Source organism: Rhizobium binae, assembly GCF_017357225.1.
Taxonomy (GTDB): domain Bacteria; phylum Pseudomonadota; class Alphaproteobacteria; order Rhizobiales; family Rhizobiaceae; genus Rhizobium; species Rhizobium binae.
Genome location: NZ_CP071604.1, coordinates 3,419,672 through 3,434,802, shown reverse-complemented (window position 1 = coordinate 3,434,802; position 15,131 = coordinate 3,419,672). Strand labels below are relative to the sequence as shown.

14 protein-coding genes and 1 pseudogene are annotated in these 15,131 nt (G+C 58.0%); 4 read left to right on the top strand and 11 right to left on the bottom strand.

Annotation, left to right across the window (positions count from 1 at the left end; genetic code table 11):
* Nucleotides 1-6: 6 nt before the first annotated feature.
* The 11 genes and pseudogenes from J2J99_RS16855 to J2J99_RS16805 form a co-directional block, all read right to left on the bottom strand.
* Entirely contained in the window at nucleotides 7-990 is a 984-nt protein-coding gene (locus tag J2J99_RS16855) for a glycosyltransferase family 2 protein (RefSeq protein WP_168298372.1), read from the bottom strand.
* Complete coding sequence (locus J2J99_RS16850) at nucleotides 987-1,871, bottom strand: glycosyltransferase family 2 protein (RefSeq protein WP_168298374.1); 885 nt, start codon at nucleotides 1,869-1,871, stop codon at nucleotides 987-989. Before J2J99_RS16850 ends, J2J99_RS16855 begins: the two co-directional genes overlap by 4 nt.
* Before the next feature lie 123 nt (nucleotides 1,872-1,994).
* Nucleotides 1,995-2,939: a glycosyltransferase family 2 protein gene (locus tag J2J99_RS16845; protein ID WP_168298491.1), complete on the bottom strand. Its 945-nt coding sequence runs from the start codon at nucleotides 2,937-2,939 to the stop codon at nucleotides 1,995-1,997.
* An 81-nt stretch (nucleotides 2,940-3,020) separates the two neighbouring features.
* Complete coding sequence (locus J2J99_RS16840; RefSeq protein ID WP_168298376.1) at nucleotides 3,021-3,842, bottom strand: glycosyltransferase family 2 protein; 822 nt, start codon at nucleotides 3,840-3,842, stop codon at nucleotides 3,021-3,023.
* A gap of 13 nt (nucleotides 3,843-3,855) precedes the next feature.
* Nucleotides 3,856-4,887 carry a polysaccharide pyruvyl transferase family protein gene (locus J2J99_RS16835; RefSeq protein ID WP_168298493.1) on the bottom strand — a complete coding sequence of 344 codons (1,032 nt, stop codon included), beginning with the start codon at nucleotides 4,885-4,887 and terminating at the stop codon, nucleotides 3,856-3,858.
* 31 nt (nucleotides 4,888-4,918) lie between these two features.
* Nucleotides 4,919-6,421, bottom strand: a complete 1,503-nt coding sequence (locus tag J2J99_RS16830) for a lipopolysaccharide biosynthesis protein (protein ID WP_168298377.1) — start codon at nucleotides 6,419-6,421, stop codon at nucleotides 4,919-4,921.
* A 151-nt stretch (nucleotides 6,422-6,572) separates the two neighbouring features.
* The gene (pssM, locus tag J2J99_RS16825; RefSeq protein ID WP_168298379.1) at nucleotides 6,573-7,475 is read right to left on the bottom strand and encodes an exopolysaccharide glucosyl ketal-pyruvate-transferase; all 903 of its coding nucleotides are present in this window, start codon (nucleotides 7,473-7,475) and stop codon (nucleotides 6,573-6,575) included.
* Nucleotides 7,472-7,978, bottom strand: a complete 507-nt coding sequence (locus J2J99_RS16820) for an acyltransferase (protein WP_168298381.1) — start codon at nucleotides 7,976-7,978, stop codon at nucleotides 7,472-7,474. The genes pssM and J2J99_RS16820 overlap by 4 nt, the downstream gene beginning before the upstream one ends.
* The gene (locus J2J99_RS16815) at nucleotides 7,978-9,129 is read right to left on the bottom strand and encodes a glycosyltransferase (RefSeq protein WP_168298383.1); all 1,152 of its coding nucleotides are present in this window, start codon (nucleotides 9,127-9,129) and stop codon (nucleotides 7,978-7,980) included. Before J2J99_RS16815 ends, J2J99_RS16820 begins: the two co-directional genes overlap by 1 nt.
* Before the next feature lie 31 nt (nucleotides 9,130-9,160).
* Nucleotides 9,161-10,233 (bottom strand): annotated as a pseudogene (locus tag J2J99_RS16810) (endo-1,4-beta-xylanase).
* Nucleotides 10,234-10,645: 412 nt separating this feature from the next.
* Nucleotides 10,646-11,494, bottom strand: a complete 849-nt coding sequence (locus tag J2J99_RS16805) for a DUF6030 family protein (RefSeq protein ID WP_168298385.1) — start codon at nucleotides 11,492-11,494, stop codon at nucleotides 10,646-10,648.
* Between the two features lie 189 nt (nucleotides 11,495-11,683).
* Here J2J99_RS16805 and J2J99_RS16800 point away from each other — a divergent pair, with 189 nt between their 5' ends.
* From J2J99_RS16800 to J2J99_RS16785, 4 genes are all read left to right on the top strand, one after another.
* The gene (locus J2J99_RS16800; protein WP_205919017.1) at nucleotides 11,684-11,836 is read left to right on the top strand and encodes a hypothetical protein; all 153 of its coding nucleotides are present in this window, start codon (nucleotides 11,684-11,686) and stop codon (nucleotides 11,834-11,836) included.
* A gap of 149 nt (nucleotides 11,837-11,985) precedes the next feature.
* Nucleotides 11,986-12,618 (top strand): class I SAM-dependent methyltransferase, encoded by a 633-nt coding sequence (locus tag J2J99_RS16795; RefSeq protein ID WP_168298387.1) that lies wholly within the window; start codon nucleotides 11,986-11,988, stop codon nucleotides 12,616-12,618.
* Nucleotides 12,619-12,846: 228 nt separating this feature from the next.
* The gene (locus J2J99_RS16790) at nucleotides 12,847-13,272 is read left to right on the top strand and encodes a helix-turn-helix domain-containing protein (RefSeq protein ID WP_168298389.1); all 426 of its coding nucleotides are present in this window, start codon (nucleotides 12,847-12,849) and stop codon (nucleotides 13,270-13,272) included.
* Between the two features lie 9 nt (nucleotides 13,273-13,281).
* Complete coding sequence (locus J2J99_RS16785; protein ID WP_168298391.1) at nucleotides 13,282-15,126, top strand: peptide antibiotic resistance protein; 1,845 nt, start codon at nucleotides 13,282-13,284, stop codon at nucleotides 15,124-15,126.
* Nucleotides 15,127-15,131: the final 5 nt, after the last annotated feature.

Sequence of the window (15,131 nt, the reverse complement as noted above, 5' to 3'; positions counted from 1 at the left end):
ACAGTATCAGACGGCGGCATTGGGTTTATATTCCTGGTATGCGTGTCCGAGGATCCCGTTGACCATCCCGGCGCCGCGCAGAACATGGGTGAGGGCGCGCATGCCCCAATAGGGTGAAATCACGATCGCCGGCAGCATGGCCAGCCCGAGCATCACTCTCGTAGCCCCGTAGGCCGCGCGATAGAGTCGGCGCTTAAGATTACCGTGCAGGACCTCGCTGACGGCGAAGGTGTTGCCGAGCCGGTATTGCCGCTGCAACACCCACTTCCAGGTCATGCGGCCGGCGGGAACGATATCATAGACGAGCGCCTTGTCAGCCCAAAAAACCTGCATGCCGCGGCGAATGGCCTGATTGAAGAAGAGATAGTCCGTGCCGCCGGTGAAGCGCATCTTCTCTTCGAAGCGCAGGTTCCACGAACGGATCAGGGGATAATCGAACATGACGTTGTTCGAGGCCGCATAGGAAATGCGTTGACCATCCTTGTTCTTTTTGCGCTCGAAAACCCTCGCCTTGATGAAATATTCGGGTGGGTTTTCGGGATAGACCGGCTGGACGGGGCCGTAGACGCAATCGGCGCGGTTTTTCTCCCGGGTTTCCAGCATGGCGTCGAGCCAGCCGTCGACGGGCCATTCATCATCATCCAGAAAGCAGAAGAGGTCGGTGTCGGCAGGGGCTGAATCCATGGCGCGGTTGCGCGCAAAGGGTATGCCCTGGTTCGGCTCGACGACATAGATCAGATCGTAGGCGCCCGTTTGGCCAAAGCCCTCCACGGTGGCTCTGGCGCTGCCGGTCGCATCATTGTCGACGATCACCATGGTCAGATGATAGGGGCGATCCGGATGTTTCGTCTGGCGCGTCATCACGTCAAGCAGCTTGGCGATCCCGTCCAGCCGCCGATAGGTCAGCACGCCGACGGCAATCTTCAACTGCGCCGCGCCGGTCTGAACGGCTCCGGCCGGCGAATGCGGGAAAGTGTCTTGCTGGTTCATGACTGTCCTCTCCGCAGAATATTTCCCAAACGCTTGCGCGCCGCCATCAGAGCCACCTCGGTGACGGCATCCTCGCCGAACGGACCGCCGGCGACGGTGTTGCGGGCTTCGCTCCTCAGCTTCAAAAGCGATGTGGTTTCGGCGATGCCGCCGGCCACAAGGCTCTTGCCGAGCGCCTGTAGCCCATCATAGCGGCGCGCCAGTTCCAGCCCCGTCGCGATCATGATCCGCGGACGCAATGTCTTTGCCCTGTTCGTGCCGGTATAGCGGTTCGAGGCATGGATTCGCTGAAACGTCAGCGGTGTTTCAACGATGGCGCCGCGACCGAGAAAGGCGGCTGCAAACTTGATGTAATTGTCGCTGAGGACGACGTCCTTGGCGACGGACATCGGCAGGATCTGGGCCAGCAGGCTGCGGCGGAAGCTCAGACCGGAAGTCGGCACCGGAAGCGAGGGAAAGCCACCCCGGCGCAGCGTGTCCCGTTTGTCGAACAGTGTCACTTGCAGTTCTGCGGCAGGCTGTTCGGCTTCATTGGTCGTCACGCGATCGAAGCACCAGTCGATCTCGTTGCGGCCGTAGATCTCGGCGATGCGCGCAAGTTTGCCGGGCAGAAACGCATCATCGGCATCGAGGAGAAAGAGGATATCGCCGCTTGCGGCAGCAAAACCCGCGTTGAAGCTCGAGGCCTGGCCGCCGTTTTCCTTCAGCACGGAGCGAATGCGCGCGCTGTAAGAAGCGAGAATCTCCCTGGAATCATCCGTGGAGCCGTCGTCGACCACGACGACCTCGAAGTCCGGATAGTTCTGCGACAGAACGCTGTCGATGCATGGGCGCAGGAACTGCCCATAATTGAAATTGTTGATCAGCACCGAGAGTTTCAAATTATCGTCTCCTACAGCGCGGTGTCTTTTGATACGCGCAATGGGCATGATTTTGCTTTGAGTGCCGCACGATTTATCCTCAAATTGCTTCCGATTTAAGGAAGCATGCAGCAGGCCAATCGATCACCGCGCCAGGGTTCCAGGCGCGTATCGGCGAATTCCGGCGCGGTAGCCACGCATGTAGTAATATTTCCAGATCGCCCAAAAACGCGTCTTCGATCGCGGCAGGAGATAAAGCAGGGCTGCGCGGAACGCCCATTGCGCGCTCTCGATCCAGGTCGGGAGCGGGACCCCACTTAATCTCACCCCTCCGGGCACCTCATCGGGAAAGAGCGCTGGCATGCCGTAGCCAAGCCGCTCGCCGCGTTTCTGAACCCAATCTTCAGTAACGCTGGATGCCGGTATCCAGTGATGTACGACGGCCTCGGCGCATCGATAGGATTGGGCACCATTTGCCGCGAGACGAATGATGATTTCCGCATCCTCGCCCATGGCGAAGATCTTTCCCGGAAGGGGACCGATATCTTCGCGGTAGCGCACGCTTGTTCCAAGCAGCTCTCGCCGGATAATCGTATTCGGACCCCAGACCTTTGTCGGGTCACAGGGTCCGCTTTGTGTTTCATCGACGATCGCAAAGGTGGATCCCATCGGAATCCACTCGATGAAAGGGTCTCTTGGCTCTTTCTCCCAATCGGGGACGATCCTGCCGCCGAAGACGCCATAATCCGGATGGGCGACGGCGCAATCGACGATCGCCTTGAGCCAGTTGGGCTCGGCGCGAACATCGTCATCGGTAAAGACGATGAGATCACCCTTCACGCGATCCAGAGCAAGGTTCAGCGCCCCCGACTTACCCGGCTTGCGCTGTTGCAGGATGGTGATGGGCAGCTTGTCGCTATAGGACTTCAAAAGATCAAACGTGCCGTCATTGCTGTTGTTGTCAACGGCGATCAGTTCCCATTGATCATGAGGAAGCTCTTGGCACACCAAGGAATCCAAAGTGTGGCGCAGCCGGCGGCTGGCGCCATTATAGGATGAAAAGAGCACGCTGACGGAGAGATCCGACATCATTTACCAACCTTTTTGGTGAAGTCGAAAGAGAAAAGCCTCATGTCTTGACTGCCTATGCGATATAGGGCGGATCGGTTCCTACGCGGGATTCGACCGCGCCCGGCCGAAGAATTCGCGCCGATAACCGTTGCCGAGAACCCTCAGCTTGCGAAAATTGCGCAACAACCGGCGCGGCTTGAGGAGCACGCCGCGATTGAGGAAATATTGCCGCATCAGGCTCGGCGCCCGGCTATGCGATCCTCCATGGGCGACCCGGTAGACCGCACCCCGGAAGGGAAGCTTGGTCAGCGGTGCACCGCGTTGAGCAAGAATTTCCGCAATGCGGACATGGCTGCCCAGCATCGACTTGATCCAGTCGAGCGAGGCGTCCTCAAACCGCTGCGGCAGTTCATAGAGATCGGCGCGAATGATCAGCGAGGTGCCGCAGAGATGGCTGAAATCGTCATGGCCGAATAGAAAATTGCCGCCGTCATCCCAGATGTAGCCGTTGTCGATCGTCCATCCGTTGGCGTTCCGGTTTTCCGATACGTATTGAACGATCCGGGAACTGACGAAATCGTCGTCATCGACAATCATGAAAAAGCGGCTGTCTGCGGCATTCAGCATGCCGCTCAGCACCCGCCGGCCCTTGTCGGCACGGAAGGCGTCAAGGAAGTCCTCCTTGCTGCCCTTTCCGAGTTCGTGCATGTCGTTCGGCGGAAACGTCACACGGACGGCGGAGAATTTCTCCGGCAAATCAGGCAGGTCGGCCCCCTCGTTCGCGACGATGATGCCGCGCCAGTCTCCATTGGTCTGATTGGAAATGGAAGCCACGGTTTGGCTGAGATTTGCCTTCAGCTTACTCCAATCGCGGGCATTGTCCTGATGTCGGACCGGGATGATGAAGGTGAGAAGTGGCATCGAAAGACCCCCTTTAAGCCCGCAAGCTCACGGTTTCTTTTTCATCGACACGTCCTTTGGCCGCCTGGCGACGCGCCCAGTCGATTCCATCTTCGAGCGAGGTGGCCTTGTATGAAAGATCCGTGCCGCCGGAGAAAGCGTTCATGAAGCGGCGGATCTTTCCGTAGCTGTTGTCCAGCACCGCATGCGGACGGCCGAGCAGCAGCGAGCAGATATGGACGTGCAGGCGATCGGTCACGATTGCGCGGGCGCGCGAAATCTGACTGATGCCACGTTCAAAACGGTTGTGCGCCGCAGCATCAAGCCTGCGCAAGGCAACTTCACTCGGCTTCAAGGCGAGATAAGCCGAAGCGACCCCCAACTTCTTGGCAATATCGACCTTCCGTTTCGACTCGGTGATCCAGTCTTCCACAGGAATATCGGACGGGATCTTGCGTTCACTGCCGCCGACCCGTTCCGCGTCCTCCCGCAACATGGCAAGGACGGGAATCTGTGTTGCCCTTTCGGCAAGCGGACCAATGGCGAAGGCCATATCCGGGCACAGTCGTACGGTGCAGTCGAAGTGCTTCTCGGAAAACTCCTTCGATTCTTCGTCGCGCACGAGCAGAACGAAGTTCTTGTAGCGGCCGATTGCCCGTTTGGACTGCTCGATGCGTTCAGCCGAACTGTAGTGGATAGACTGCGGGAACTGGATGATCTGCCGATCCGGAAAGCGCTCCATGATCATTTCGCGGAAATCCTGGTGGGCAACCCAGATATCGCCGAAATTGCCGCCGCCGTGGATGAAGATAGGCCCGGTTGGCACGCGTCGCTTCAGTTCGTCGGCGGAGAAATCGTACAGCCTGGACACATAGTCCGGGCGTTTGCCGAAGCGATCCTTGAGATAGGCCATCTCGCCCAGCCAGATCGCCGAATCGCCGCAATTGCGGATGTCAGGAAAGTCGAGAATGGCGAGCGGTTCCTCGCGCGAGACATAGTCCTTCAGGCAATCGTGGATCATGCCATTGAGTTTTGCGATCAGCTCAGATCTGGATTGGCTGGTCATTCTGCCTCTCTTGTTGATGTTCATTTTAGCTTCAAGCCGACTTGGGTACGGCAATACGTTTCGCTTTTGACAGGAACTTGACAACGATGCGCTGAACTTCGGTTTCCGGGCCATTGGGCTTCTTCATTGCAACCCAGAGAACAAAGCTCGATCCGACATAGATGATGCCGCCCGTGATGACGAGGAAGGCAAGATACAGGGCCAGGTGCAGCTTGTCGGCGGGCATGCTGAAAATATGCGACAATCCCCAGACGCCGGCTGCCATCAGGGCTACGCTGGCAAGTGCCCGGAAATTGGCCGCAAGCTGCCGGAAAAATGGCAGCCCGATCAGACGCTTGACGAGCAGCATATTGACCGCCGTGGAAATCAGACCGCTCAGCACGCGCGCATAGACGACGCCGGGAAGCCCGGCCATCATGAGGCCAGCGATAATGATGGGAATGCGCACCACCAGCATCTGGGTATCGCGGATGAACAGCAGCTTGGTATGGCCCTTTGCCATGCCGAGCGGCTGGACGAGCGAACCGAGGGTCTGCAGCGCAAAGACCGATGCGAGCGCTTGCACGATGAAGATTGCGGGGACCCACTTCTCGCCCAAGGCAAGCCTCATCATTGGATCGGCCACGACAGCCATGCCGATGCCGGCCGGGAGCGCCACCGCCGCCAGAAGCGCCTGCGCGCGCTGATAGGCTGCGACAAGCCGGATCGGATCGTTGCGGACCTTGGAAAAGCCCGGATAAATTGTCTGGTTCAGCGGCGCCGTGGCCTCACGTGTCGGCAGCGTCGAAAGGGTGTTGCCGACAGTATAATGGCCGAGTTGCGTGGCGCCGAGCATCTTGCCGATCAAGAGATACTCGATCCGCCAGTTCAGTGTGTTGACGATCTGTCCGGCCGTCAGCCACACCGAGAAGGAAAACAATTCCCGGGCATGGCGAAAGGTGATGCGCGGCCAGAACGGCAGGACGGTGTAGGAAACGATGATGTTGGTGACTTGATAGGCGAGGGTGCCGATGACGAGCGCCCAATAGCTCTGGTAGATGGCCGCGATCGCCACGGTCACGACGAAGCCGACCAACTTCTGCGAGACGTTGAGGACGAACTCCTGCCAGAAGATCAGATCACGCTGGAGCATGACGCGGCGCGGATTGGCGAGACCGCTCAGGAGCAGGCTGAAACTCAAGGCAAGCATCACGCTCGTCAGCCGGGGTTCGTTGTAGAATTCGGCAATCGGATAGGACGCGGCGGCAAATATCAGCGCCAGTATGGCACTTCTTGTCACGCTCAATGTCCAGACCGCGCTGAAGTGAGTTTCGCTCGGAGACTCGTGGCGGATGAGCGCCTGATTGAGCGAGAGTTCAGTGACAGAACTTAGAATGACCTGGATCGTCGTCGCAATGGCAACGAGACCGAAATCAGCCGGCACGAGATACCAGGCGAGCACAAAGGTGCTCAGCGCCGAAAGCCCGTTGACGATGGCGCGGGAGAGGCTCAGCCAGATGCTGCCCTGAATCAGTCGATCGGTCACACTGCTCATGGGCGAACGGTTCCTGAGGTCGAGGACATCGACGGTTCAAGCGGGCCACACAACCATTCAAGATACTTCTTTCCACGGCGGGTGCAGAGGGGATTGATGGAGTTCAAAAGCATCATGCCTTATTGCCTCGTCACGAAACCGGTTCGCGCCCTCACAGGGCGCTTGCCGTCTTTTTTGAAAAATTTTGCTTCAGCCGATTAAGCTCGACCAGCATTTTGTCGTGCGCCCCTTCGATCGACGCATCGGAACTGAGTTGGCCCGGCTTTTCCGCCACGCGCTGCAATGTCTTGACGGTCGAACCGAAGACATAATTCCCAGTCAGCTGCCGGATGCGACGGTGGCGGAACGTGATGTTTTTCAACAGGTAAGTGTTTTTCCGCACCAGTGAGGCCCCGACCTCGACGAGATTCGAGGGGCCGATCGGATCGAAATCGATCTCGAGATCAAGCGCACTCGCCCAGTCATACCACTTGGCCCGGTTGCCCGGCGCGATCGGCCGGATCGCCCGCCAGGGAACGCGCAGCGCATCGGATATGATGCAGCCATGCATCGCTTCGGAGACTACCTTGTGCGATGCGCTGATTTCGGTCAGGACTTTTTCCACCGACCAGCGCGGATCGATATAGTGGATGCCGGCAAGCTCGCAGACCTTGTCCCAGCTGCCGTACATGGCGCTTTCGTAGTGCGGCATGAAGGAGACCGGATACCGCTTCTCGACGCTTTTTGCATCCCAGCAGCTGCGCGTGAGGATGCCGGAATCGCCGATGGCATAGCTCGGGTCGATGCCGAGCACTTCGGCGGTCTTCTTCCCCCGCACGAAATAGAACGTCCAGTTGCCGTCGACCTTCGGCGGATTAGTGTAACCGCCATAGCCCGAGCCGAAGACGATCTTCTGGATCTGCGGGTCGAAATGGTCGTAGAGGATCGACCCGATGCCGAGAAACAGCTGGTTTTCGTCCTCGTCGAAGAAGCCGGGCAGCAGGCGCTCCCAGAGCCAATGGTTCAGTTCGTCGCCGAAATTCTCGTGTTTCCCACGATAGGCAAATATCTTCATCGTGCTTCTCCAGTCGGCAAGTGCGTCACGATCTGCGTGACTGTTTCGTCGTCGCGGGCCATGCGGCCGTAACGCGAAATGATTTTGATGTCGCTGCGGATTATCTTTGCCGGGTTGCCGGCGACGAGCGAGCGCGGCGGCACGTTCTTGGTCACCACCGAGCCGGAACCAATGACGCATTCGTCGCCGATTTCGACGCCGGGCAGGATGATGCTGCGGGCGCCGATGAAGCAGCGTTTGCCGATCCTCGTATGCAGATAGAGGCCGCGGGTAAGGTCGTGGGTCAGGATCGCGGCTTCGAAGGCGACATAGGTCTCCGCGCCGATATGCAGGCCCTTTGGGTTGGTCTTATCGAACCGCACGCTCAGGGAAAAGCTGGCAGTCGGATCGATGTCCATTCCCCAGAATTTCGTATAGTAGAGCCACTTGGCCCTGACGATTCCGTTCCGTAGCGGCCGAAATACGTTCAGTCCCCACTTCGGCTTCTTTCCTGTCTGCACCATCAAGTCCGACCCCGGCTGGAAAATTCGTCTAGCACGGAACTGTAATAGTCCTCGAGCGTTCCCGTTTGACGACGTATGTCGAAGCGCTCGGCCACCAGAAGCGGTGCCCGTGCGCTGAAGCTTGTCCACAGGGCCTGGTCGTTGAGCAGTCTTCCGACCGCTTCCGCCATGCCCGCGACGTCCCGCTCCTCCACGAGATAGCCAGTTTTCCCCTCCTCTATCGCTTCACCCACGCCTCCCGAGCGAAATGCGACGACCGGAGTGCCGACGGCCTCGGCCTCGAGATTGGCGAGGCCGAACGCTTCTGCGTGACCATTGTCGAGGGTCACGCTGCCGTGGAGATAAAGCTCTGCACTGGCCAGCAGGTCCCTTATCTCAGTCTGCGACAGATTTTCATGGATCGTGACGCTTGGCAAGGAACGACGCGCCAGCGCCTCGATTTCCTCTTTCAGCGGTCCCTGACCCACCATGACGAATTCGACCGGCGTGCCGGTCGCCGCCACACGCGACAGCGCGTCGATCATGAAGCGGTGGCCCTTATAGTCGACGAAACGGGCGATGGAAACCACCAGTCCCCTTTTTCGGGGGCGAGGCTCCATTTTGAAGAGATCGAGATCGATGCCGATGTGGTGGCGATAGACGCGGTCGGCACGGAAGCCGAGTGCCAGCAGCTGGTCGCGGATGAAGTCGGAGACGGCGATGTTCCAACTGTTCCAGCCGGCCATCTCGCTCCGTCCCTTGGCGAAAAAGCGCACCTGATTGAAGCCGCCCGGCTTTTTCGGATCACCGCGATAGGTGGCGTCGAAGCCGTGAAACGTTGTGACGAGCGGCTTGCCGGCGGCCCGCGCTAAGGGACCGATGACATAGCCGTTCTTGCCGAAATGCGCGTGAACGAGATCGGCCTGGCCGATCGCCGGAAAGAGGAAAGGCAGGCCGATCTGTGGAATTTTCAACAGCAGTTCACCGACACGTGCGACCGGAGACCGGCGGATGTCATGAACCGGAACGGTGGATTTTTTCGTGTGAGCCGAGGAAATTCGCGTGCCGGCAAGAATTTCGGCCTCGAACGAACGAAACGCTACCGCTTGATTGAGAACAAATGCCTGGCTGGCAGGCAGAAATTTTTCCACATAAATAACCGCCTTTTTCATGAATCTGTTGACGTCTCCGTTGTCTTGAGCATCACATCGCCTCTATTGCCTGCCTGATGCCATCAGCTGAACTGCGCGGCGCGTTGTTTTGATCGTAGAGATTAATGCGCTTCGCGCAGGCTCCATCGGCATCGGTCCCGTTTCATCGGGCTCGCCGTATCTCTCCGACATGCCCCATACGGTGACGCCTTTCAAGTCGCCGCCTTCGGCCGCCACGGCGATCACGTCGCGGAAATTATCGGCATAGGCGGCCGGCGCGAAGCCTTGGTCGTGCTTCAGGAAGTGGCGGGATGCATCGAGTTCGGTGATATAGGCACCAATGCCTATTTCCTTCAGAGCCGCGCAGAATCGCCCCATTCCCTCCGGATCTATCCGGTCGAGGCCCGGGCGGAAATGCGTCTGCAGCCCTACCGCGTTGATCGGAGTCTTCCTGGCGACGAGATCCTCGACGATTTTGAGAATGTGCACACGCTTTTGTTCGAAGGTGGCGGATTTTTTTTCAAGATGCGTTTCGTGGAGAACCGGCGTGGCACCCGGATTGGTCTCATGCGCCATATCGAAGCTCATGCGAATAGAATCGTCGCCAAGAAGGCGTCGGAAAACACAATTCCGCAGGTCGGGCGCATCATATTCCAACGGCTCGTTCACCACGTCCCAGGCATCGATCGACCCCTTATAGCGAGCGACAACCTGTTTTATATGACGGTTCATGACCGTCCGAAGGGCTTGCGCATCGGTGATCTCCGACACCCAATCCGGGACGCGATACCAGATCAGTGTATGGCCATAAACCCTCATGTTGTTTTTTCGCTCGAATGCAACCATCCGGTCGGCGGCCCCGAAGGAAAAGACGCCGGGACTCTTTTCCGTCGCTTTCCACTTCAATTCGTTGCGCGGCGTTATCGAATTGACGTTGTCGAGATAGAGGTCGCAGGCGGCCGGATCGCCGATATTTTGCAGGTCGATCGCCGATCCGAACCGGAACGATTTGCTGTCGGCAAGGGCGCGCAGCCCTGGTTTTACCGGCACCCTGGCCGGCGCCGCACCTGCCTGGACACAAGACAGTGCGAGCGGAATCGAAGCGAGGAATCGTCTCCTGTTCATTCTATCCCTCGCTGTGTGCGATTCTCATTGCGACGGAGCTTGCGGCAGCCGGGGTTGGTTTGCCGCGTTCCCGTTCCGATCTGCGTTTGCTCCGACGGAGTAATGCAACCTCAAATATATGTTCCCAGGAGCGAATACTGTGGGTAACCGCGAGACTTTTCGGCCTGTGCCAAGATATAGATCCTCCCGGAGGACGCTCGTAATGGAAGATGGTTCAGCTACGGTATGAGCTTTTTCATATGTCATTTCAAAATGCCGTTTTTTTGTGGTCACCCTACGACCGAGCGGGGACAGTTTGAAAGAGCTTTACAAAATTCTGGCCCGGCATCACGACGATGCAAGTCGCATGGCCTGATAGACCGGTTCATGGCGTGCGGCCTCGACCAGCGTCCGCCGCTGCTCATTTCCGACTTTATTGCGCTGAAGCCGGCGCGGGTTGCGTGGGGTCTGTCTCGACCGTCGGCTCCGGTGATGGAAGCCAGATTCTGTCGGAGAAATAATTTCTCGTTCTCTTTTGAGGTCCCGAGGTCGCATCCAGCGAGAGCGTAAAATTGTAGCGGTCCGGATTGAGCACCTCGCGGCTGAAGGTGATGCTGGCGCCGAAGCCGTCTTCCTTGATGTCCCTCAGATTCTTGATCGCGTCCAACGCCTCATGAAAATCGAGCCATTGCGGCTGGCGCAGCATGACCTCGAAAATCCGCAGGATGCTCGGGTCGAGCTGGCCATTCTGGTCGGTCTTCGGATTGACGATCTTCACGCGCATGTTGTTGATCGTGCCGGCGGCGTCGCCGCGCACAATGACGAAGATGGAACTGGGAAGCTGATCCTTTTCCCGTTTGCCGCTGTGTTCGAAAAAGCATTCGAAGGTGTTGGCGTTGAAGCTCGCTGCCGCCCATTCGCTGGTTTGGATGCCGGCGTTGCGCAGGGCCGCGCACATGGCCGCTCCTGATATGCGCCATGTCCTGAGAAAGGTTGATGCGGTCTGCGCCGTAGCCGGTTCGGTGGCATGCAAGGGAAGCCTGACGGAGGCCGGGGGCGCCGGACGGGGAAGCGCCTTCGGTGGCGGCGGCTTGATCTCATATGAAAAGAGACCGAAGCCGAAATAGCGGTCGATCGTCCTCAAGTGCTTCATGTCGTTGGAAAGAAGCACGGTTCCGATGACGAGCGAAAGGGACATCATCAGCAGCAACCAGAAGATCGCGGGGATCCGCGATTTTCCCACTGGCTGTTTGGCATAGGCGGGCAACGGATTCTCGGGCAAGCTTATCTTCTCCGGATACGCGAGAAGGGTTTCGATCGGGCTGTCTTGATCCAGCAGTATACATCCATCCGTTAAATATCTTCTGGCTTGCTGTTCGGCTTTCTGCCGCGTCGGGGATGTGATCGGCAAGAAGCGGGCGCGGCATGTTTGGCGGAAGCGCCATGGGGTCCTCGACTTTGAGACTCTCCAATGCATCGACCTCTGTGGCAGCAACGAAAATGGCGGATTATCCGCGCGCATGATTGGCAGGCGGGCTACCGCAGCCTCATCTGTTTCTCGACCTCTGCAAGTTTTCTTGCTATTGTTGATGGCATTTTAGAGCCATTCTTTGATGCTGCTTGATTTAGTTTGTCTTCTCGCAAAGGTTAAATTTTTTATTGCAAAACTGCAGGTTATATTCTTAGCCGTCGTCCTATTCTGCCGGATTTTACCCAATTTTCGACGTATTCTTCTATAGGGTCTGCCGTGTCATTGCAGAAGGGGGGAGGGACATGTCCGTCGAACTGGACGCGACCACCTATATCCATGCCAGACCGACAACCGCGCATTCCTACATCCTGCCAGCTGTGTTGGGGGTGCTGGAGGGCCATTTTGCCGGCTCTGCGAAGCGCGATGTCTTCGATCTCGGATGCGGCACCGGCGGGGCGGCCGCAACTCTTGCGGAAAAGGGATATTCCGTCGTCGGCGTCGATCCTTCAAGCGATGGCATCGCCAAGGCTAACGTCAATTACCCCGGGCTGCGGCTGAAGGTCGGTTCGGCCTATGACGAGCTCTCCAGGGACTACGGTACCTTCGACGCTGTGATCAGCCTGGAAGTGGTCGAGCATGTCTATGATCCCAGGGCCTTCACCTCGACGATGTACGATCTGGTCAAGCCTGGCGGCATCGCCGTGGTATCGACGCCCTATCACGGCTATCTGAAGAACCTCGCTTTGGCAGCGCTTGGGAAAATGGATGATCACTTCATGCCGCTGAAGGATCATGGGCACATCAAGTTCTGGTCGAGAAACACGCTCGGCACGCTGCTGCTTGATGCCGGTTTCGGCAGTATTCGTTTTGAATACGTCGGGAGGATACCTGCTTTTGCCAAGTCGATGATCGCCGTGGCCGAAAAGCCTCTTTAGGAAGACAGGGCCGCAGGGGCCGCTTTCGGCAATCCGTTCTCGCTCTGACTTGTTGGATAAGAGAATCCTTATATGAGCGTCATCACACGCGCCTGAGGTAGTCCACAGGTTGTTTGTACTGTGCGTAGCACTGAAAAAAAACCTTATAAGATATTTACTTTTAGTTGCATTCTTGCTCAAATTCTCCATTATACAGCGGCGTGCTGATAGAGCGGGAGACTTATTCACATGAAGGCCAAATCGCCGAATTCCATCGACGTCTATGTTGGCAACCGCGTGAGAGTTCGGCGAAAGACGCTCGGGATGACCCAGCATGGGTTGGCTGAACTTCTGGGCATTACCTTTCAACAGATTCAGAAGTACGAAAAAGGCACGAATCGCATCGGCGCCAGCCGTCTTCAGCGTATTTCCGAAATCCTTCGCGTGCCGGTCGGCTTTTTCTTCGAGAACGGTGGTTCCGGACCGATCGAAGGTGAGACGAGCGAGTTGAACAAATTCCTGTCGTCGAAGGAAGGACTGGCACTCAACAAGGCGTTTATCGCCATCGAGGATGCGAACATCAGGCAAAAACTGGTGGCACTGGCCAAAAGCCTGGCGGTTACGGGCTTGCCCGACATCGACAGCGAGCTACAGGATCCGGTGGCGCACAACTGAGGATGGATTGTGCTTCATCTGCAGACATTTGGCGCTCTGCGGTTGACCGAGACGAATGGCGAGCCAGTTCGCTATCCGATCAAAGGTCTGTTGATGATGGCCCATATCTATGCCGGGGCGAGCCACGAGCTCAGCCGCTATGAACTGGCACAGTTTCTGTGGAGCGACGTCGAGCCGGAATTGGCGCGGCTCAATCTGCGCAAAATGCTGTCTCGCATCCGCGAGATTGACGGCGGCCGCGCCGAAATAGCCTTCGATTTCACCGCCGCGACGGTGCGCCTCGACCCGCAGGTGGTTTCCAGCGATCTGGATGTCTTTCGGGCCGGCGGGGCGCCGCTGGATCGGCTGCACGCGATCGCCGAACTGACCCAGCGCGGTTTCATCGGAAATATCAAGCCGGCGACAAAGCCGATCGATGCATGGATCAGGGCGCAACGGGACGCCCAGGCGCTGCATTTGCGTCAGGCATTGCTGGAGGCGCTGCCCGAGGTGCAGAAGCCCGGCGCGGCCCGCATCATTTCGAGCGCCGCCCTGCAAATCCTCGAGAGGGATCCGAATGACGAGCAGGTGAGGGCGCTGCTGCACCAGCTATCCGGCGGCTCATCGTTAGGCGAGAGATTGGCAACTGGCGACGGCCATCCAAGGGTGGAGGTGAAGCGTTCAGAGTCTGGCAGTGCATCGACCGGCATCGAAAGCATATCGGCGGCGCCGCTGATCCTGCCGCGTCTGGTGTTGCTTCCCCCGACCGCCAAGCATGCCGATGCCGGACTTGCCCTTGCCAACGCCCTGATCGAAGACGTCACCATAGAATTGTGCGCACTTCGGAACATTTCCATCGTCGCGCCGCATACGGCCGGCCAGATCCGCCGCGACTCCGAGAAGGCTGCTGTGGTCGCCAGGCACTCGATCGCCTATCTTCTGGACACGCGATTTTCCGAAGAGGGGCTGTTTGCGCAGCTGATCTATTTTCCCACGGACGAGATTATCTGGGCCAACCGCTTTGCGATGGACCCCGATATACTGCCGCGCCAAAGGCGGGTGATCGCCCAGCAGTTGACCGTGTCGGTGGCCCGTGAGTTGGCTGAGAACGAGGAGGAGCGGTTACGGTTTGAAGCCAATCCCGCAGCCTATCACGCCTATCTCGTCGGCTCGAGCCTGATGAGCAAGCTGACATTGCCGCATATCCGCCGGGCAAGGAAGGCGTTCAAGCAGTCGCTGTCGTATAAGGCGGATTTCTCCGCCTCATTTACCGGGCTGGCAAGAACCTTCACCAGCGAATGGCTCGTCAGGGCGCAGGGAAATAACGAGCTGCTGCATCTGGCGGAGCAGCATGCGCTTCGCGCAATCGAGCGGGATCCGCAATCGGCCGCAGGCCATCGTGAGCTTGGGGTCACCAAACTTTATCTCGGCGATGTCGATGCGAGTGTCGCGGCCCTTCATCTGGCCGAAGAGCTCAGTCCGCATTTTGCCGATGTCATCTACAGCCATGCCGACACGCTCGTACATGCATCCCGCCCCGGGGACGCGCTCGCGAAGATCAGGAAAGCAATTTCGCTCAATCCGATCGCGCCTGACGCCTATCTCTGGTGTGCCGCGGGAGCCAGTTTCTTTCTGGAACAGTATGAGGAGGCCATCGCCTATGTCGAAGCGATGAAAGACAAAGCGCCGGCCCATCGTATCGCCGCGGCCAGTTGCGCAATGATCGGCGATCGGAAACGGGCACTCTTCCATCGGCAACGCGCCGAAAGCATCAACCCGGTGTTCGACGTCGAGAAGTGGCTCGCCATCATTCCGTTCAAGGAGCATTGGCAAAAAGAGCTATATCGGGAGGGTCTGTTGAAGGCCGGATTCTAACAATA

Coding starts and splice junctions, on each gene's coding strand:
- J2J99_RS16855 (WP_168298372.1), bottom strand. CDS start 990: ATGAACCAGCAAGACACTTTCCCGCATTCGCCGGCCGGAGCCGTTCAG.
- J2J99_RS16845 (WP_168298491.1), bottom strand. CDS start 2,939: ATGTCGGATCTCTCCGTCAGCGTGCTCTTTTCATCCTATAATGGCGCC.
- J2J99_RS16840 (WP_168298376.1), bottom strand. CDS start 3,842: ATGCCACTTCTCACCTTCATCATCCCGGTCCGACATCAGGACAATGCC.
- J2J99_RS16835 (WP_168298493.1), bottom strand. CDS start 4,887: ATGACCAGCCAATCCAGATCTGAGCTGATCGCAAAACTCAATGGCATG.
- J2J99_RS16830 (WP_168298377.1), bottom strand. CDS start 6,421: ATGAGCAGTGTGACCGATCGACTGATTCAGGGCAGCATCTGGCTGAGC.
- pssM (WP_168298379.1), bottom strand. CDS start 7,475: ATGAAGATATTTGCCTATCGTGGGAAACACGAGAATTTCGGCGACGAA.
- J2J99_RS16820 (WP_168298381.1), bottom strand. CDS start 7,978: ATGGTGCAGACAGGAAAGAAGCCGAAGTGGGGACTGAACGTATTTCGG.
- J2J99_RS16815 (WP_168298383.1), bottom strand. CDS start 9,129: ATGAAAAAGGCGGTTATTTATGTGGAAAAATTTCTGCCTGCCAGCCAG.
- J2J99_RS16800 (WP_205919017.1), top strand. CDS start 11,684: ATGCATCGACCTCTGTGGCAGCAACGAAAATGGCGGATTATCCGCGCG.
- J2J99_RS16795 (WP_168298387.1), top strand. CDS start 11,986: ATGTCCGTCGAACTGGACGCGACCACCTATATCCATGCCAGACCGACA.
- J2J99_RS16790 (WP_168298389.1), top strand. CDS start 12,847: ATGAAGGCCAAATCGCCGAATTCCATCGACGTCTATGTTGGCAACCGC.